Below are 19,109 nucleotides of genomic sequence, written 5' to 3'. Positions count from 1 at the left end.
TCCTGCATGTAGCAACGGGGGATATGTTGAATACATAAATAAAGAAAAAACATGGCAACTAAAATCAGATTGCAAAGACATGGTAAAAAAGGAAAACCTTTTTTCCACGTAGTAGTAGCAGATGCACGTGCTCCACGTGATGGTAAATTCATCGAGCGTTTAGGTTCTTACAACCCAAACACTAATCCAGCAACTATCGTTTTGGATTTTGAAAAATCATTAGACTGGATAAACAAAGGTGCTCAACCTACTGACACTGTTCGTGCTATCCTTTCTTACAAAGGTGTTTTATACAAAAAACACTTACAAGGTGGTGTGAAAAAAGGTGCTTTCGATGAGGCTAAAGCTGAAGAACTTTTCGCTACTTGGGCTGAAGGTAAAGATGCTCAAATCGAAGGTAAAAAATCAGGCTTAGCAAAATCTAAAGAAGAAACTAAGAAAGCTGCTTTAGCTGCTGAAGCTAAGAAAAAAGAAGACAGAGCTGCTGCTATCGCTGCTAAAAATGCTCCTGTTGCTGAAGAAACAGCTACAGAAGAGGCAGAAGAAGCTGCTGAAGCTACTGAAAACACTGAAGAAACTGAAGGATAATCTCTTCATAAAGTATTCAAATTGGCCGGACCATTCTATGTTCCGGCTTTTTTGTGCCTGAGGAGCAAATAATATCTATTCCCAAACCGATGAAAGGAAAAGTTTTCCGTATTTTTGACGATTAATTTTATAGTATGACAAAGGATCAATGTTTTTATATCGGTTATGTCAGTAAAACCCGAGGATTGAAGGGCGAGCTGCAATTGTTTTTTGAATTTGATAACTATATGGACCTTGATCTGGATGTAGTTTTCTTGGAAATGGACAAGAAATTGGTTCCTTTCTTTGTGGAGAAAATTAAAATGCAGAATAACAGTACTGCCTATGTCAACTTTGAGGATATTGACCATATTGACAAAGCTCAACCTTTGTTAAGAAAGCAAATCTATCTTCCTAACGATAAAATGCCAGTTCGTGACCCGGATGATTTTACCTATCATGATTTAGTGGGTTATCTGGCGATCGAAGAGGATGAAGGTGAGTTGGGGGAAATTACCCATGTTCAAGAGATGCCGCAGCAGTTTATTGCAACCGTCAATATTGATGGACAAGATGCGATGTTTCCTTTAAATGAGGATTTTATCGTTGGAATAGATCCTGAAGAAAAGATCATAGTCTTGAATTTGCCAGAAGGCTTGATTGATATGTACTTGGAGCAATAAGGATTATTATGACTAAAATATTATTGAAAAAGGATGCTGAAAAGCGTCCTTTTTCTGTTTATCATCAGGCTGTTCAAGAAAGTTTTTTGGTAAAGATTTTGAGATTAACTTGCTATTCACGATATTAGCCCTCGCTTATAGAGAAAGGCAGAGGGACTAGACCCGCTGAAGCCTTAGCAACCTGACACCAGTCAAGGTGCTACATTCTACCCCAAATGGGAAAGATAAGCCAAAGAATCAGTATTCACTGTGTTCTCTCTAAGCCTTAATATATTTTTATGAAAATCGTAGATCATATCAAAAACGCTAAAGGCAGAACCTTATATTCTTTTGAGCTGTTACCACCTGCAAAGGGACAGGGAATTCAAAGTATCTTCAAAACCATGGATGAACTAATGGAATTCAAACCGCCCTTTATTGATGTGACCTATCATCGTGAAGATTACTTGTATAAACAACATGCCAGTGGTCTATTAGAAAGGGTTGCTTACCGTAAAAGACCTGGAACCGTTGCTATTTGTGCCGCAATCATGAGTAAGTATAAAGTGGATGCTGTTCCACATTTAATCTGTGGTGGCTTTACGAAAGAAGAAACAGAAAATGCTTTAATCGACCTGAATTTCTTGGGAATTGATAATGTTTTGGTGCTTAGAGGGGATGCTAGAAAAGGGGATGCAGATTTTATTCCTACGGTTGGTGGTCATGCATATGCTACGGACTTATTGCAACAAGTTGTGGATATGAATCAAGGGAGTTACCTGCATGAGGATATTGGTTCTTCGGAAAAAACGGATTTCTGTATCGGTGTTGCTGGCTATCCTGAGAAGCATTTTGAGTCACCAAACTTTAATACCGACTTTAAATGGTTGAAAAAGAAGGTGGAAATGGGTGCAGAGTTCATTGTAACCCAGATGTTTTTTAATGTTGAGAAATATAAGGAGTTTGTGAACAAATGCCGTGAAAATGATATTCATGTTCCGATTATTCCGGGATTGAAACCACTGACCAGCAAAAAGCAGTTAATTACCTTGCCACGTATTTTCCATTTGGATATCCCAGAAGATTTAAGTGATGCGGTTGAGGCTTGTAAAACCAATGCTGATGTTCGTCAAGTTGGGGAAGAGTGGTTGGTTCAGCAATGTAAAGAATTGATTGATTTTGGTGTGCCGGTATTGCATTTTTATACCATGAGTAATCCTGGACCCACAAAAAATATCGTAGAAAAACTAGTTTAATAGACTATAAAACTTAGAAATTAAAAGACGAATGCAAAGCATTCGTCTTTTTTATTGCCCTGTGTTAAAATATGTTAACGGCAATTTTTACTGTTTCTAGTTTCTTATTTTTAAGTATCTATTTATACCTATTTCTATGAATTATAATAAAATCAACAATCTTCTAGGCTGGCTTTGTGGATTCATTGCTTTTCTCGTTTATTTTATGACGGTAGACCAAACGACAAGCTGGTGGGATACGGGTGAATTTATCGCGGCATCGGATAAGCTTGAAATTGTCCATCAGCCTGGGGCACCTTTATTTCTTTTGATTCAAAACATCTTTTCAAATTTGGCTTTTGGGAATAAGGAATTGGTTGCTTATTGGATGAATATTGGAGCGGCCATTTGTTCTGCCCTGACTATTGTCTTTCTATTTTGGACCATTACTGCTTTGGCCAGAAAATTACTGATTGGGAAGAATGAAGGAAATAAACTTCAATTTATTCAGATCTTTGCAGCAGGAATCGTAGGCTCATTGGCCTACAGTTTTACCGATTCATTTTGGTATTCAGCCGTAGAGTCCGAGGTATATGCCATGTCTTCTTTATGTACCGCGATCGTATTTTGGTTAGCGCTGAAGTGGGAGAGAAGGGCAGATGAACCGGATTCAAATAAATGGTTGTTATTGATCGCCTATGTAATGGGACTTTCAATTGGGGTTCATCTACTGAATTTATTGACCATTCCTGCATTGGCATTGTTGGTTTACTTCCGAAAATCTAAGCAGGTTACCTGGGGTGGTGCTGCCAAAACATTAGGTTGGGGAGTGTTAATTCTAGCATTTATCCTTTGGGGAGTTATCCAATATTCCGTAAAAATTGCCTCTCAATTTGACCTTTTCTTTGTCAATTCACTAGGATTGCCATTTGGTTCGGGAATAATATTCTTTGTGTTATTGTTGGTTACAGGCGCTGTTTTTGGGATTGTATACTCCATTAAAAGAAATAAACCGATTTTGAACCTCCTAATCCTTGGAACTTGTCTTGTGTTTTTTGGGTTTACCTCCTTTAGCATGTTATTAATTCGTTCACAAACGAATATTACATTGAATAATAATGATCCTGATAATGTTTTTTCTTTTTTAGGCTACCTGAGCCGGGAGCAATATCAATCAGAACCTCTTTTTAAAGGTCCGACCTTTAATTCTCAAATTACTGATGTGATTCCCTCTGTAGGATACAGAAAAGATGAAACAAAATATAGTAAGTTTGAGAATTTTAAAGGGTATGAATATAATAAGGAAGTCCTATTTCCAAGGTTGTATAGTTCCAAGCACGCATCTTTCTACAAGCAATATCTGCATTTAGCGGATGGGGAAGATCCGACTTTCCTGGATAATATGAAGTTCTTTTTCAATTATCAGGTGGGACATATGTACTCGCGATACTTCATGTGGAATTTTGTAGGAAGACAGAGAATGATGTACCTAGTCAAGGTGAATTGACCGCAGGAAATTGGATCTCGGGAATTAATTTTATGGATGAATTGCGACTTCCCGGTGTGAATTCCATTTCCGACAGCATGCGGAAAGACCCAAGTAGAAATACCTATTTCTTTTTACCCTTATTGTTGGGGATTGCAGGCCTGATCTGGCAAGCAAAACGGAATCAGCAAGATGCAACCATTGTGGGGCTTCTGTTCTTCTTTACTGGTCTTGCCATAGTTTTATATTTAAACCAGACGCCATTGCAACCAAGAGAACGAGATTACTCTTATGCGGGTTCATTCCATGTTTTTGCTATTTGGATAGGCTTGGGTGTTCTCGGTATCATTGATTTCTTGAAGAAAAGATGTAAGGCTTCAATGAAAGTAATAACCTATTCATCGGTTGCATTTTCAATGTTTGCTGGACCGGTCTTGTTGATCAAGGAAAATTGGAATGATCATGACCGTTCTGGTCGAAGAATGTCAAGGGAAGTCGCTCTGAACACCTTGAACTCATGTGAACCCAATGCTATACTTTTCACCTATGCCGATAATGATACCTTTCCTTTATGGTATTTACAAGAGGTAGAAGGAGTTCGGACTGATGTTAGAGTACTCAATTATGGCTATTTAGCCTCTGATTGGTATGTCAAACAAGCTTTGGAAGATGTCAATCAATCTAAGGCCTTGCCGATTGGATTTGATTTTGATAAGGTGAAGAAGGGAGTTCGGGATGTGATTCAAGTGGTGGATTTGGGCATTGAAGGCTATTCGGATGTTGAAGAATTATTGGCTGTTATGCTTTCGGATGATAATAAAAATAAATTGCAAACCAATTCAGGGGAGTTTATTAATGTAATGCCTAATAAAAAGTTGCAACTCAAGATCAATAAGGAGAAGGCTCTTGAAAATGCTAACATACCTGCAGAATGGCAAGAATATATTCCTGAATATATACAATGGGAATTGAAGGATAATATGGTCACGAGAGCGGATCTAAGTTTAATGTCCATTCTGGTAAATAATGAATGGAAGAGACCCGTATATTTTGTTTCCATTAGTGCGCCAATAATTTCAATGGGAATGGAAAAATATCTGGCATCAGAAGGTTTGGTCAGCAAATTAATGCCGGTCGACATGGGGCAATCATCAAATGGCTCAGGGTTAATCAATGCCGATAAGATTTATGATAATGCAATCAATAAATTCCAATGGTCGAATATAAATAGTTTAGAACATTTTGATGTAGACTCCAACCAGTATTATGAAAATTGGATTTTTCCAAATGTGTATACGGACGGAATGCAGGCCTTACTAAATCAAGGCAAGATGAAGGAGGCAAAGGCATTGGCATTGCAAGCCTATGATTTCCAACCTAAAGAAACCAAAAGCATGCGCCAAGCCTACTACAACTCTGTCCTTTTGGATACACTGGTCAAAGTAAAAGAAGTGGATAGAGCAAAATTATTGGCAGGTAAGCAATTGAAGGCGATCCAAGAAAATTTGGATTATCAATTAGCGATATATGAAAAGGTATCTTCCGGTTATGATCAGATAGCGATTCAACTCGGTTTGTTTGCTTTGGATCAATATGTACCAATCCTAAAAGAATTGGGGGATGAGAAACTCCTTGCTGAAGCCAGCAGAATGGATAAAAAGTATAAGAGCATTTGGATGAAGAGTTAATCCAAAAACATAAAAAGGTCGGAAGAGAATTCTTCCGACCTTTTTTGTAAGCGAATGCTTTATTATTTTTTAGATTCTTTAGCCCAAGAATCTTTTAATGTTACTGTTCTGTTGAATACTAACTTATCTGCTGTCGTATTTCTACTATCCAAATTAAAGTATCCTAATCGGATAAATTGATAACCTTTCCCAAGTTCTGCATTTGCTAAATCTGGTTCAACATAGGCTTTCTCAATAATCTGCAAACTGTTTGGATTAATGGAGGCTTTGAAGTCCTCAGCAGCAGCTGGATTTTCATCTTGGAATAAACGATCGTAAAGACGTACTTCAACTTCTTTGGCATGAGGTACAGAAACCCAATGGATGGTTCCTTTTACCTTCATTCCCGAGGTATCCTCACCTGATTTAGAATTAGGAACATATTCACAATGTACTTCAGTGATATTTCCATTTTCATCCTTTTTGAAATCGGTACATGTCACGATATAACCATGTTTCAAGCGAACTGAAAGCCCAGGTCCTAATCTGAAGAATTTTTTAGGAGCATCTTCCATAAAGTCATCGCGCTCAATCCATAATTCATTGGAGAATGGAATTACTCTATTGCCTTCACCTCCTTCAACCTCTGGATTATTCTCGCCAACTAATTCCTCAACCTTGCCTTCAGGATAATTTGTGATAATCAATTTGATTGGATCCAAAACTGCCATTCTACGCCAAGCGGTTTTGTTTAAATCCTCGCGAATACAGAATTCCAATAAGCTGACATCGATCATGTTTTCACGCTTTTGAATACCGATGCGCTCACAGAAATTGCGAATACTCTCTGGAGTATAACCACGTCTGCGCAGACCTGAAATTGTAGGCATTCTAGGATCATCCCAACCTTCAACAAACTTCTCGTTTACTAATTGCAATAATTTACGCTTGCTCATCACTGTATAGTTCAGATTCAAACGAGCAAATTCATATTGCTTTGAAGGGAAAATTTCCAATCGGTCAATCAACCAATCATATAATGGACGGTGTGGAATAAATTCTAATGTACATACTGAATGTGTGATTTTCTCAATGGAATCAGATTGACCATGAGCAAAGTCATACATTGGATAGATGCACCATTTATCGCCAGTACGGTGGTGATGCGCATGTTTGATACGATAGATAATCGGATCACGCATATGCATATTTGGACTAGCCAAATCTATCTTAGCACGTAATACCTTTTCTCCATCCTTATATTTACCATCGCGCATTTCTTCGAATAATCTTAAGTTTTCTTCGATGGAACGACTGCGATAAATGGTTGGAGTTCCAGGAACGGTAGGTGTGCCTTTAGATGCTGCAATCTCTTCAGAGGTACTGTCATCTACATAGGCCAATTCCTTTTTGATCAATTCTACAGCATAAGCGTATAAAGTGTCAAAATAGTCTGAAGTATATAATTCATCAGCCCACTGGAATCCTAACCATTGAATATCTTTCTTGATGCTATCTACGTATTCCACATCCTCAGTAACAGGATTGGTGTCGTCAAAACGTAGGTTTGTCTTGCCATTGTATTTCTGTGCTAAAGAAAAATTTAGACAGATTGACTTAGCATGTCCAATATGAAGATAGCCGTTGGGCTCAGGTGGGAAACGGGTTAACACACGCCCATCATTTTTCCCATTACGAAGATCCTCTTCGATAATCTCTTCAATAAAATTCAATGATTTTTCTTCTTCTACCATGTAGCAAAGTTAGCTATTTCATCGATATTATGGATAATAGCATAACGAATACTTAATTGATTTTACTTATTTTCGAATTAAAATTATGAAACAATGAATTTGAGAGTTATAACCCTCCTCTGTCTGCTATTTCCTCTAATAGTTTTCGGACAGAAAAAGGAAAAACCAAGGATGTTGATTTATGGGGATAATTATGTCGCCCGGAAGATCGCAGATCAAGCAATCCTCTCTAATATCCCCGTGCTAGTAGTTTTAAGTGGGAAAGATGAAATGAGTGATTTAGAAAAAGAACTGCAACAAAATTCAAAAATTGACAACAATCCATTAAATGAAAATAAACCAATTAATGAACTTGGTTCTTTGGAAGCAGGTGCAAGAGTGATTCAAAATCATATGCAATTGAAAAGTAATTTATTAACGCTATTTGAAAATACACAGGTCAACAAGATTACGAAGGGAAAGAGAAATTGGGAAGTGGTTTTAAGCAATAAGCAGAAATTCTCTGTAATCTCAGTTTTAGACGCGAGTTCTGATGCTGCATTAACTAAATTGAGCAATATTAAGTTTGATTCCCCTGAAATAAAAGAATACACCGCCGCGAAAGACATGAAATTGGCTGAGAGTCGAACAACTTTAGCCAGCATGGAAATGCATGGTCAAATGTCTGTAGTCTTTTTAAAAGATATTCTACAGTTTGAAAAGGATAATTTCTTTGATTTAGGATCTGCTCGTTCTGTTGTATTTAATGAGAAAGATACCCTTAATCAATCTTTTGAATTATGTCAGGCTTTAGCTGCAACAGTTGGGTACTTAGCATTTTTTAAAACAGATTCTAAGAAAATTGATATTCGAAAATTGCAAGCTGAACTACTTAGTTTATTTAGCGATATAATTCCTTATCAGGATATCCTTCTGAATATAAATGAGGAGGTAGAAACTGAAGGCGGAGTGATACTTCCTGAGAAAACTGCGGATTCAGTAAAGACAACTTCAAATGTAATTGCGAATACAAAGCCTTTTAAAGCAAATCCTCATTATAAAGCTATTCAAAAATGTTATTTAACAGGGTTTTTCTTGGGCAAATCTGATGGGAATAGATATATATTCGATAAAGATTCTCCAGTTAGATTTGCGGAAATTAAAGATGTTTTAAACAATATCTATACACGGAGTCAACTTTGGTTTTTGGATAATTACAGGGATGAGGAGCTTACTTGGAAAGACATGATTAGTTTAATAAAATTTATATCCTTTAAAGGTGATGAGGTTGAAAAGTACATTGCAAAAGAATGGTCCAATAAATTGAAATTTGAGGGTGAATACAAACCTGAAAATAAAGTGACCAGAGAACAGTTTGCCGTGGTTACGGATTTGTTTTCAACAGCCTTTTCAAAAGCAATAAATCTGGATGGAAGCTTTGTGAAATAAGCATAATGTCATATCATAAAAAGGCCCACCAACAATTTGTTGATGGGCTTTTTTGTATTTATGGTAATTGTCCTTAGGGAACTATTATTTATAAGCAAAGACTTTAGCCATTCCTTCGTTGTTCGTGAAGGTAGTATCCAGGTCGATCAATTGACCTGTACCAATATTGATTACCATTCCATGGATTGCTAAGTCAGCACCGTTTTTCCAAGCATTCTGAACAATCGAAGTGGATGTCAAGTTGAATACTTGTTCTTTAACATTCAATTCAACCAACTTATTAGCTTTCTCTTCTACATCCTGGATTTGATCGATTTCTTCAGCATGCAAACGATAAACGTCTTTGATATGGCACAACCAGTTGTCGATGATTCCATATTGTTGTGAACTCAATGATGCCGCAACACCTCCGCAACCATAGTGACCAGCAACAATAATATGTTTAACTTTTAATACATTGACTGCATAGTCCAAAACTGCAAGCATGCTCATGTCCGAGTGAACACACATGTTCGCAATGTTACGGTGTACAAAAACCTCCCCAGGTTTTTTTCCAGTCAATTCATTTGCAGGAACACGACTATCAGCACACCCTATCCATAAGATTTCCGGACTTTGACCCTTTGATAATTGTTGAAATCTACCGGTAGTATCTTTCTCAACAAAGTTCATCCAATCCTTGTTACCTTCTAAAATCTGATTAAATCCTGTTTCTAATTCTTTTTGTCCCATTATATGTGATTTTATGTATGGTCTCCTGAAAGACCATACAAGTTTCTGTATTATTTTTTAATTTATTTAAACTACTTTTTTAAGTTTTTGTTTTTTTACAAAACCATTTCTTTTGTATGTAACATCATTTAGCTCAATTTCCAAGCCTTTGCTGATCGCATTTTGCTCGAAATCCTTGATCACATCAATTACATCCTTATCAATAAACTTACTCTTTTGCCCATTGATAATAATGGATTTTACACTTTTCGGTAAGTTGTAAAGCTTTTGCTGAATAGGTGCCTTATTTAAAAATGTTACCTCCTCAGCCAATGTGATCACCGCAGTTTCATTCTCGGAATGATCATTTGAATTGATCTTCAAATGGTATGCATTGTGCATGTTTGCACGTAGGATGTAGAATGTCGCAACCAAGATTCCTATTCCCACACCTGTTAACAAATCAGTAAATACAATCGCTACAACCGTAACTACGAATGGAATAAATTGATCTAAACCTTTTCTTAGCATTTGTTGGAATAAAGCTGGTTTTGCCAATTTATAACCTGTGTGCAATAGAATTGCTGCTAAACCTGCCAAAGGAATTAAATTGATGATACTTGGAATTGCTAATAAGGCTACCAATAACCATAAACCGTGTAAAATAGCGGATTGTCTTGTCTTACCACCTGCATTTGCATTTGCAGATGAACGTACAATTACGGAGGTCATTGGTAAACCACCTAAGAAACCACTCGTAATATTACCAATACCCTGAGCAACTAATTCTCGGTTTGTTGGTGAATTACGCTTTAATGGATCTAACTTATCAACAGCTTCAATGCTTAATAAGGTCTCCAAACTTGCAATAATAGCAATGGTGATTGCTACGATCCAAACTTCCTTATTCAGGATTTGGGTGAAATCAGGGAAAATAAATAAGCCTTTGAACTCCGCAATGGATGAAACCACTGGAATGCTTACAAAATGATCCGGGTTAAGCGCAAATGAGGTGCCTTGGAATAAAAATCCCAATCCTACTCCCAATAACACAACTACTAAGGGAGCCGGTATTTTATTAAGTTTCTTGATGTTGGGCCAAAAAATTAATACCGCCAAGGAAAGGAAACAGATTATCGTAGCACCCCAATTGACACTTGTTATTATGGTGTTTGTAAATGCAGTAATACCACCTCCGTTTTCAAAATCAAACGCATTTGTTTCTGATAATCCGAAGGCTAAAGGAATTTGTTTCAAAATAATTGTAATACCGATAGCAGCTAACATTCCTAAGATTACAGCCGATGGAAAATAATTTCCAATCATACCAGCCTTGATAATTCCTAAGATTAATTGGATAGCTCCCGCGATAAGTACAGCTAAAATAAAGGTCTCGTATGCACCTAATTTCTCAATGGCTCCTAATACAATTACAGTTAGTCCAGCTGCTGGACCACTGACAGATAAGGGTGATCCTGAGATGGATGCAACCACAATTCCCCCAATAATTCCGGTTAATATACCGGCAAATAATGGCGCCCCTGACGCCATGGCAATTCCCAAACATAATGGTAATGCAACTAAAAAGACTACAATACTAGAAGGGAAATCATATTTTAAGTCCCTTTTTGAAAGTTTCAAAAAAGCGGACGTTCGTGTACCAAACATAAACTTACGTTTTAAATTTTTTAATTCAACAATTGATAATAAAGCTCAATTCGCCTATTAAGACAGCATTATTTGCCGTCAGAACAGAACAATTTCTCGGAATGTTGAATTAACAGTTTGGAGGTGGAGTCGGAACGGAAGCATGAAAGGCACAAATACTCTTTTCGTTTTTCAGGTAGTGTTTGATGCCTGCACTATTTTCTACAGTGGGGTTGTAAAGCTTGAAATCGAGATCTCCAGGTCTAAAGATCTTTATCCCCGTCTCGTGCAAATCCTCATTATTGCTGTTCGCACCTTTCGCAGTATTCTCGATTTCTAATTGCATGACTACTTGAAGGACTGTACCTTGGTCCAGTACATCCACAAACATAGGGGTAATGGAAATTAGCATCTTCGTGAAGAAGATAAAGAAGCAAAGCTTTGCCGCTAAAATCCTATATGCCTTTGTAAACATGTGGGTCCTATTAATCATAAACTGAACAAAAATAAAATTTAATTTCAAAAAAAATGCTTTTTTGAAATTTTATTATGAAAAAATTACAAAACTCGCCTCTTTAATCTGAATTCTTAATATTGTGTTAACATCAAATTGTTGAAAATCTTAAATTGAATAATTATATCTTTATTCATAAATTCAATTAGCGCTTTAATGCTATAAATATGAAGGAACAATTTATCGCAAAAATAACCTCTTCTTATAACCCGAAGGGGCCATTTATACAATTGGGTTCTGGAATTCTTGCCGGAGAAATTGTAACGGATGCCAAAGTGAATTTGGCCCTTAAAATGATGAACCGCCATGGTTTGATCGCCGGTGCTACCGGAACTGGTAAAACAAGAACCCTACAGCTAACTGCTGAACAACTCTCCGATGCGGGAGTACCAGTTTTTATGCTCGATGTCAAAGGTGACCTCTCCGGACTCGCAGAACCTGGGAAAACAAACGATGCCCTGATAGAACGTGGAAATGCCGTCGGAATCCCTTTTGAACCCGCTAGCTTCCCAATCGAGCTGTTCTCCCTCTCTGGAAATCTCGGCGCCCCAATGCGGGTTACTGTTGAAGATTTTGGACCTGTTCTCCTGGCGCGGATCCTTGATCTAAATGATACCCAGGCAGGCGTACTAAGCGCAATCTTTAAATATGCCGATGATAGCCAACTCCCAATCGTTGATTTCTCCGACCTTAAAAAACTATTAAGCTATTTGTCGGATGGTCCCGGAGCTGAAGAAATAAAAAGCGATTATGGGAAAATTTCTACCGCAAGTGCCAATACTATCCTACGTAAAATCGTTGCCATCGAGCAACAAGGTTTAGCACATATTTTCGGTGAAAAAGAATTTGATATCCAAGATCTGTTTTCTAAAGTCGATGGAAAAGGAGTCATCACGCTTTTGAATATTTCTGATATTCAGGATCAACCGCTTCTTTTTTCTACCTTCTTATTAAGTCTTCTTGCGCAACTTTTCAAAAAATTACCGGAGGTAGGCGATTTAGATAAGCCTAAATTGGTGTTTTTCTTTGATGAGGCACACTTATTGTTTAATGGTGCATCTAAAGCCTTTCTTACGCAGATTGAACAAATCGTTCGTCTGATTCGTTCTAAGGGCGTAGGGGTGTTCTTCTGTACGCAGGCGGCGAACGATATTCCTGAATCTGTTTTGGGGCAACTGGGAAATAGGGTGCAACATGCCCTGAGAGCTTTTACACCTAATGATGCAGATAACCTGAGAAAGACAGTGAAAACTTATCCGACTTCGGAATTCTACGAAATTGATAAGGTGCTGACTTCCTTGGGTACTGGACAAGCTTTGGTGACCGTCTTAAATGATAAAGGTATTCCTACGGAAGTGGTTGCCACACATTTAGTTCCCGCAAGAGCTGTTATGGGGCCATGTTCTGCAGATTTATATCAGGAACTTATACAGAATTCTGATTTTCGAGCGAAGTACCAAGAGCGTGTAGAAAGACAGACTGCTTCTGAAATCTTGGAAGAACGTCAGCGTACTTTTGAAGCTAAGCAGGAAGCCGAAGTAGCTAAAAAAGAAGCCGAAAAAGCAGCTTCCAGATCAAAAACGACAAGCTCCCGCAGACAAACTCCTATGGAAGCCGCACAAACGCAGGCAAGCAGAACGCTGGCAAGAGAAGGAGCGAAGTTATTGGGTAAGATCGCTAATGGGATTCTTAACTCCATCTTCAAAAAGAGATAATATTAAAATACTATATTTGCAAACGAAAAATCGAGTACTAAACAAAAATTTACATTATGGGAAAACCAACTTTGGTGGTTCTAGCAGCTGGTATGGCTAGCCGTTACGGTGCATTAAAACAAGTGGATGGTTTTGGTCCACACGGCGAAACAATTATTGATTATTCCATCTTTGATGCTATCCGTGCTGGTTTTGGAAAAGTAGTTTTCATTATCCGTGAAGAATTTGAACAAGTAATGCGCGAGAAATTTGATGCTAAACTTGCTGGAAAAATTGATGTAGCCTATGCTTTTCAAGATTTTAACCTTAGAAAATTTGGAGTAGATAGAGATATTGAACGTGTTAAACCTTGGGGTACAGCACATGCTGTGATGAGTGCAAAAGATGAAGTAGATGGTCCTTTTTGTGTGATCAACGCCGATGACTTCTACGGTTATGACGCCTTCAAAAAAATGGCAGACTTCTTAACAAATGAAGCTGACGAAAAACATATGTCTTTGATGGGTTTTGCTCTTGGAAATACAATGTCTGATTATGGCTATGTTTCCCGTGGGGTGTGTGAAGTAACTGAAGAAGGACATATGGCCTCAGTGACTGAAAGAACAAATATTTATTACGATAAAGAAACTGCAGATAATAAAATCGTATTCGAAGAAAATGGGGTGAAAAATGAATTGCCGGCAGATGCTCGTGTTTCCATGAACTTCTGGGGTTTCACGCCGAAGATCTTTGACGTAGCATTGGAAATGTTCCCTAAATTTGTGGAGGAAAATGCTGATAATCCTAAATCTGAATTCTTTATCCCTTCTGTTCCAGATTATATGGTGAAGAATGGTTTAGCTGATTTCAAAGTAATTCCCACTTCTTCGAAATGGTTCGGGGTAACCTATATGGAAGATAAACCAATCGTACAGGAAAGTATTTCTAAATTGGTAGAATCTGGAGAATACCCACAAAAGTTATTCTAAGAAATAATTTACAAATGATAATAATGGCAGGTCTTGACCTGCCATTTGTTTTTTCTGTATATTGATACTTTTATTTGTCGATCTATGATGAAAAAACTTATGATAGGCCTTCTCTATATATTTATCGGACTAATTGTATTTGCAGGGCTTTATTTCGGTTCAGATTATATTCTGTCTAGAATAAATGCAGATTCACCAGAAAATGTAAAAGGCCCAAAAAATATCACAGCCTACATCCTTTCCAATGATGTACATACCGATATTGTATTGCCAATTAAAAATGACCTCCAAGATTGGACCCAAATCTTCCCAATTGATAACACCAAAGGCAGGAATCCTGATCAAAATTATGTTTCAATAGGTTGGGGGGATAAAGGCTTTTATCTTAATACCCCTGAATGGAAGGACTTAACCTTAAAAACAGCTTTGGTGGCTGGTCTAGGCATTGGCGAAACTGCCTTGCATGTGACTTATTATAAAAATATGATGGAAAATGAACTTTGTTATAAAGTTCAAATCGACTCCTCTCAATACCTAAGTTTAAAAAATTATATCCTCAATGCCTTAGACAAAGATGAGGAAGGAAATCCAATCTTAGTTCAAACTGATGCCCAATACGGTATGGATGATGCTTTTTATGAAGCTAAAGGTGCATACAGTCTCTTTTACTCTTGTAATACCTGGACGAATGCTGCCTTAAAAAATGCTAATATGCCTTCCGGAGTTTGGACCGTCTTTGATAAAGGTGTTTTAAGACATTATAAAGAATAGAAATGACAAATATTTCTTACATAATGTAAAATATACTTGTCATTTTGTAAAACATGTTTTACATTTGATTTGCTAATTTGTAAATCAAAATGAAAACTATTCCATTATTACCTCGTCATTTTATTTGGATTGGAACCATTTTGTGTGTTCTGAGTCTAATTGCTTACTTCTATCAAAGCATTGTTCATTTGGATGGGATTTTTATTAAGACCTTTGTTTTAATCAAGGATGTTCCATTTGAAGAAAAAGGAGTTTTGAAGTGGATGGAAACTGATATCTTGCTCACAGTTCTATTAATAACCTTTTTAATTGGTCTTTCCTTTATAGCTTTTTCTAAAACAAAAATTGAAGACGAAATGATAAGTTCTTTGCGATTATACAGCTGGATGTGGGCAATAATTATCATGTTAATCATTAGTCTATTCTTTACATTGTTTGTTTATGGGATGACATTCTTAGCTTTCTCTTGTCTTTTCGCTCATCTGCTTTTGGCGATTTATTTAATAATTTTTTACATTAATTTCTTGAAGTTGAATAGGAGGGAAGGTTAGCATGAAAAATAACATTAAGGTTCATCGGGTAATAAAAGGCCTTTCTCAAGACCAACTTGCTGGCTTGGTCAACGTCAGTAGGCAAACTATTAATGCTCTGGAAGCAAGCAAATATGTTCCCTCTACGGTTCTTGCTTTGAAAATAGCCAAGGTCCTTGAAAAAAATATGGAAGATTTATTTGAACTGGAAGCTGAGGATTAATAGATTGATCCCTTCAGATTGAACGTAAATAAAAAGAGCTGCTTAATTAAAAGCAGCTCTTTTTTTTGATATAAGGGGGTAAACTTATGTTTTTATTTTACCTCTTCGAAATCTACGTCTTGAACATCATCAGCTCCACCGCCTTGGTTTCCGCCGTTGTTGTTTGCTTGACCTGCATCACCTTGTGCTTGTTGTTGACCTGCACCTTGTTGTGACGCTGCGTACATCTCTTCTGAAGCAGCAGTCCATGCATTGTTTAATTCAGTAGATGCTGTTTCAATTTCTGCAAAGTTCTTATCAGCATGTGCTTTTTTCAATTTCTCTAATCCTGATTCGATTGGAGCTTTTTTATCAGCTGAAATTTTATCGCCATATTCTTTCAATTGTTTTTCAGTTGAGAAGATTAAGGCATCTGCAGAGTTTAATTTATCTACTTCCTCTTTTACTTTTTTATCAGCTTCAGCATTTGCTTCTGCCTCTTGTTTCATTTTCTTAACTTCTTCGTCAGATAAACCTGAAGAAGCCTCGATACGAATGTTTTGCTCTTTTCCTGTAGCCTTATCGATCGCTGATACCTTGATGATACCATTGGCATCGATATCAAATACTACCTCAATTTGAGGAATACCACGAGGTGCCGGTGGAATGTCTGTCAATTGGAAACGTCCTAATGTACGGTTCTGCGCAGCCATTGGGCGCTCTCCTTGTAATACATGGATCTCAACAGATGGCTGATTGTCCGATGCAGTAGAGAAAACCTCCGATTTACGGGTTGGAATAGTTGTGTTGGCCTCAATTAATTTGGTCATCACACCTCCCATAGTTTCGATACCTAATGAAAGTGGAGTAACGTCTAATAATAATACGTCTTTAACCTCTCCTGTTAATACACCACCTTGGATCGCAGCACCTAATGCTACTACCTCATCAGGGTTAACTCCTTTTGAAGGCTCTTTTCCAAAGAATTTCTTAACAGCGTCTTGGATCGCTGGAATACGGGTTGAACCACCTACTAAGATTACTTCATCAATATCTGAAGTGCTAAATCCTGCATTTTTCAATGCTGTACGGCATGGCTCAATGGTACGCTCAATAAGTGGACCTACTAAGCTCTCAAATTTAGCACGTGATAATGAACGTACTAAGTGTTTTGGACCAGATCCGTCTGCAGTAATATATGGTAAGTTGATTTCTGTTGATGTAGTGCTCGATAATTCAATTTTCGCTTTCTCAGCAGCATCCTTCAAACGTTGTAAGGCCATTGGATCTTTTCTTAAATCCAATCCTCCGTTTTCATCAGCAAACTCATCTGCTAACCAGTTGATAATCGCGTTGTCAAAGTCATCACCACCTAAGTGAGTATCACCGTCAGTAGATTTAACCTCAAATACGCCATCTCCTAATTCTAAAACTGAAACGTCATGAGTACCACCACCACAGTCAAAAACAACGATTTTCATGTCTTTGTCTGCTTTCTCTAAACCATATGCTAATGCTGCTGCAGTTGGTTCGTTGATGATACGTTCTACTTTTAATCCTGCGATTTCTCCAGCTTCTTTCGTAGCTTGACGTTGTGCATCATTAAAGTATGCCGGTACAGTAATTACTGCACGTGATACTTCTTGACCTAAGTAATCCTCAGCTGTTTTCTTCATCTTTTGAAGAATCATCGCCGAAATTTCTTGTGGAGTATATTTACGGTCGCCAATTTCTACTCTAGGAGTGTCATTGTCGCCTTTTACTACTTTATAAGGAACTTTATCAATCTCGCCTTTCGCCTCATTGTACGTTACCCCCATAAAACGCTTGATCGAATAGATCGTGTTTTGAGGATTAGTGATGGCTTGACGTTTTGCTGGATCTCCAACCTTGCGTTCCCCGCCTGCTACAAATGCAACAACTGAAGGTGTAGTACGCTTTCCTTCGTTATTTGCAATAACTACCGGCTCATTACCTTCCATAACGGCTACACATGAGTTGGTAGTTCCTAAGTCGATTCCTATAATTTTTGACATATCTTGTTGTGTTATTCTATTAATGTTTAAATGATTTCTTATTCTATTAACAACGCTTATGCCAAACGGTTTTTCCTGCCTTTGTCATTCCAAAGTCGGAAATACTTGCAAGGAATTGTCATTTGAACGTGACAATCTGTCATTTTTTCTCAAATATTGGAATAATATGTATTTTTGAAAAAAAATCCAACATGACTTTTGACGAATACCTGAGTTACTTCGAGGATATCTTAAACAATACTGAGAAACACGAAGCATACTCAACAAACACTGACTACTTAAGTTATACTAAACTCAATTGGTCCAGAATGAACAGATGGTTGAAAAAATTTGAACCTTCTCAAGAAATGAAAGTATGCATCGAAAACATCAAAGATCCTCAACATTGGATCCTGATTACTGAACCTTGGTGTGGTGATGCAGCGCACTCCGTGGCGCAAATCTATCAAATTGTGAAAGATAACTCCTTCATCGATTTAGATATTCAATTGCGTGATACCGAGCCTTTCCTAATCGATGACTACCTAACCAATGGAGGGAAATCAATCCCTAAATTGATCATCAGAAATGATGTAGGTCACGATAAAGTAGTGTGGGGACCAAGACCTGCTGCCTTACAGGAAATCTTTGAACAACAAAAAGCTGATGGCGCATCAATGGAAGAAATTAAAGAACTTATCCAAAGATGGTATAACGAAGATAAAGGCCATGAAATCCAAAAAGAATTGATAAAACTTTTATCTGAATAATAAAAAGCTGCATTTGCAGCTTTTTTTATGCTTAATATCCTATCCCTAAAACTATTTCATCCCCAAAATGGTTAATTTGCATGAATTCATACTAAAAATCACTCCAAATGAATATTGAAGAACTCCGTGATTATTGCATCTCCAAACATTTAAGTACCGAAGAAACACCCTTTGGACCCGATACATTAGTGTTTAAAGTCCTTGGGAAAGTCTTTTTGCTCGTGGGATTGGACCAAGTTGATCAACTTACTTTTAACGTGAAATGTGATCCTGAATATGCCGTAGAACTCAGAGAAAAATATGAACATACCGTCCTTCCGGGCTATCACATGAATAAAAAACATTGGAATACCGTACATGCTAATCGCCAGCTCCCTGACCAAAAACTAAAGGAATTGATTGATCATAGCTTTGATTTAGTGGTACAATCTCTGCCAAAAAAAGAACGTGAAAAAATCCAGAACTAA

Annotated in this window: 18 protein-coding genes and 1 riboswitch; of the genes, 13 read left to right on the top strand and 5 right to left on the bottom strand. The window is 37.4% G+C overall.

Going from position 1 to position 19,109, the window contains the following annotated elements; translation table 11 throughout:
* Positions 1-51: 51 nt before the first annotated feature.
* The 5 genes from PZ892_RS15400 to PZ892_RS15380 all read left to right on the top strand — a co-directional run bounded on the left by PZ892_RS15400 (position 52) and on the right by PZ892_RS15380 (position 5,638).
* On the top strand, positions 52-588 hold the full coding sequence (locus tag PZ892_RS15400; RefSeq protein WP_094280570.1) for a 30S ribosomal protein S16: 537 nt from the start codon (positions 52-54) through the stop codon (positions 586-588).
* A 134-nt stretch (positions 589-722) separates the two neighbouring features.
* Positions 723-1,250, top strand: coding sequence for a ribosome maturation factor RimM (rimM, locus tag PZ892_RS15395; RefSeq protein WP_094280569.1), 528 nt, complete (start codon positions 723-725; stop codon positions 1,248-1,250).
* Between the two features lie 132 nt (positions 1,251-1,382).
* A riboswitch (SAM riboswitch) is annotated at positions 1,383-1,481 on the top strand.
* Between the two features lie 47 nt (positions 1,482-1,528).
* Positions 1,529-2,485, top strand: coding sequence for a methylenetetrahydrofolate reductase [NAD(P)H] (gene metF / locus PZ892_RS15390; RefSeq protein WP_094258514.1), 957 nt, complete (start codon positions 1,529-1,531; stop codon positions 2,483-2,485).
* Between the two features lie 136 nt (positions 2,486-2,621).
* Positions 2,622-3,971: a DUF2723 domain-containing protein gene (locus PZ892_RS15385; protein ID WP_277711464.1), complete on the top strand. Its 1,350-nt coding sequence runs from the start codon at positions 2,622-2,624 to the stop codon at positions 3,969-3,971.
* On the top strand, positions 3,920-5,638 hold the full coding sequence (locus tag PZ892_RS15380) for a hypothetical protein (RefSeq protein ID WP_277711463.1): 1,719 nt from the start codon (positions 3,920-3,922) through the stop codon (positions 5,636-5,638). Before PZ892_RS15385 ends, PZ892_RS15380 begins: the two co-directional genes overlap by 52 nt.
* A gap of 62 nt (positions 5,639-5,700) precedes the next feature.
* Here the strand turns inward: PZ892_RS15380 and PZ892_RS15375 are convergent, their stop codons facing one another.
* Positions 5,701-7,371, bottom strand: a complete 1,671-nt coding sequence (locus PZ892_RS15375; protein ID WP_182499082.1) for a glutamine--tRNA ligase/YqeY domain fusion protein — start codon at positions 7,369-7,371, stop codon at positions 5,701-5,703.
* 93 nt (positions 7,372-7,464) lie between these two features.
* On the opposite strand from PZ892_RS15375, the gene PZ892_RS15370 reads away from it, so the two are divergent.
* Positions 7,465-8,799 (top strand): hypothetical protein, encoded by a 1,335-nt coding sequence (locus PZ892_RS15370; protein WP_144043691.1) that lies wholly within the window; start codon positions 7,465-7,467, stop codon positions 8,797-8,799.
* 84 nt (positions 8,800-8,883) lie between these two features.
* On the opposite strand, the gene PZ892_RS15365 is transcribed toward PZ892_RS15370, so the two are convergent.
* From PZ892_RS15365 to PZ892_RS15355, 3 genes are all read right to left on the bottom strand, one after another.
* Positions 8,884-9,531 carry a carbonic anhydrase gene (locus PZ892_RS15365; RefSeq protein WP_094258518.1) on the bottom strand — a complete coding sequence of 216 codons (648 nt, stop codon included), beginning with the start codon at positions 9,529-9,531 and terminating at the stop codon, positions 8,884-8,886.
* A 66-nt stretch (positions 9,532-9,597) separates the two neighbouring features.
* A complete protein-coding gene (locus PZ892_RS15360; protein ID WP_094280565.1) occupies positions 9,598-11,178 on the bottom strand; it encodes a SulP family inorganic anion transporter in 1,581 nt (526 codons plus the stop codon).
* A gap of 109 nt (positions 11,179-11,287) precedes the next feature.
* A complete protein-coding gene (locus tag PZ892_RS15355) occupies positions 11,288-11,632 on the bottom strand; it encodes a hypothetical protein (RefSeq protein WP_229678353.1) in 345 nt (114 codons plus the stop codon).
* Between the two features lie 206 nt (positions 11,633-11,838).
* Here PZ892_RS15355 and PZ892_RS15350 point away from each other — a divergent pair, with 206 nt between their 5' ends.
* The 5 genes from PZ892_RS15350 (at position 11,839) to PZ892_RS15330 (ending at position 15,878) form a co-directional block, all read left to right on the top strand.
* Positions 11,839-13,386 carry a helicase HerA-like domain-containing protein gene (locus tag PZ892_RS15350; protein ID WP_220476767.1) on the top strand — a complete coding sequence of 516 codons (1,548 nt, stop codon included), beginning with the start codon at positions 11,839-11,841 and terminating at the stop codon, positions 13,384-13,386.
* Positions 13,387-13,442: 56 nt separating this feature from the next.
* Entirely contained in the window at positions 13,443-14,354 is a 912-nt protein-coding gene (locus PZ892_RS15345; protein WP_094280563.1) for a sugar phosphate nucleotidyltransferase, read from the top strand.
* An 84-nt stretch (positions 14,355-14,438) separates the two neighbouring features.
* Positions 14,439-15,125 carry a TIGR02117 family protein gene (locus PZ892_RS15340; protein ID WP_094280562.1) on the top strand — a complete coding sequence of 229 codons (687 nt, stop codon included), beginning with the start codon at positions 14,439-14,441 and terminating at the stop codon, positions 15,123-15,125.
* A gap of 89 nt (positions 15,126-15,214) precedes the next feature.
* Positions 15,215-15,676: a hypothetical protein gene (locus PZ892_RS15335; protein WP_094280561.1), complete on the top strand. Its 462-nt coding sequence runs from the start codon at positions 15,215-15,217 to the stop codon at positions 15,674-15,676.
* Between the two features lies 1 nt (position 15,677).
* Positions 15,678-15,878, top strand: coding sequence for a helix-turn-helix transcriptional regulator (locus tag PZ892_RS15330; RefSeq protein WP_094280560.1), 201 nt, complete (start codon positions 15,678-15,680; stop codon positions 15,876-15,878).
* A gap of 92 nt (positions 15,879-15,970) precedes the next feature.
* Here the strand turns inward: PZ892_RS15330 and dnaK are convergent, their stop codons facing one another.
* On the bottom strand, positions 15,971-17,893 hold the full coding sequence (dnaK, locus tag PZ892_RS15325; protein ID WP_094258525.1) for a molecular chaperone DnaK: 1,923 nt from the start codon (positions 17,891-17,893) through the stop codon (positions 15,971-15,973).
* Positions 17,894-18,084: 191 nt separating this feature from the next.
* On the opposite strand from dnaK, the gene PZ892_RS15320 reads away from it, so the two are divergent.
* Both PZ892_RS15320 and PZ892_RS15315 read left to right on the top strand, forming a co-directional pair.
* Positions 18,085-18,642 (top strand): thioredoxin family protein, encoded by a 558-nt coding sequence (locus tag PZ892_RS15320; protein ID WP_094258526.1) that lies wholly within the window; start codon positions 18,085-18,087, stop codon positions 18,640-18,642.
* 107 nt (positions 18,643-18,749) lie between these two features.
* Positions 18,750-19,109: an MmcQ/YjbR family DNA-binding protein gene (locus PZ892_RS15315; protein ID WP_094280558.1), complete on the top strand. Its 360-nt coding sequence runs from the start codon at positions 18,750-18,752 to the stop codon at positions 19,107-19,109.

Origin of the sequence: Sphingobacterium sp. WM (assembly GCF_029542465.1) — a bacterium.
GTDB lineage: Bacteria > Bacteroidota > Bacteroidia > Sphingobacteriales > Sphingobacteriaceae > Sphingobacterium > Sphingobacterium cellulitidis.
This window is presented reverse-complemented; position numbering and strand designations above follow the sequence as displayed.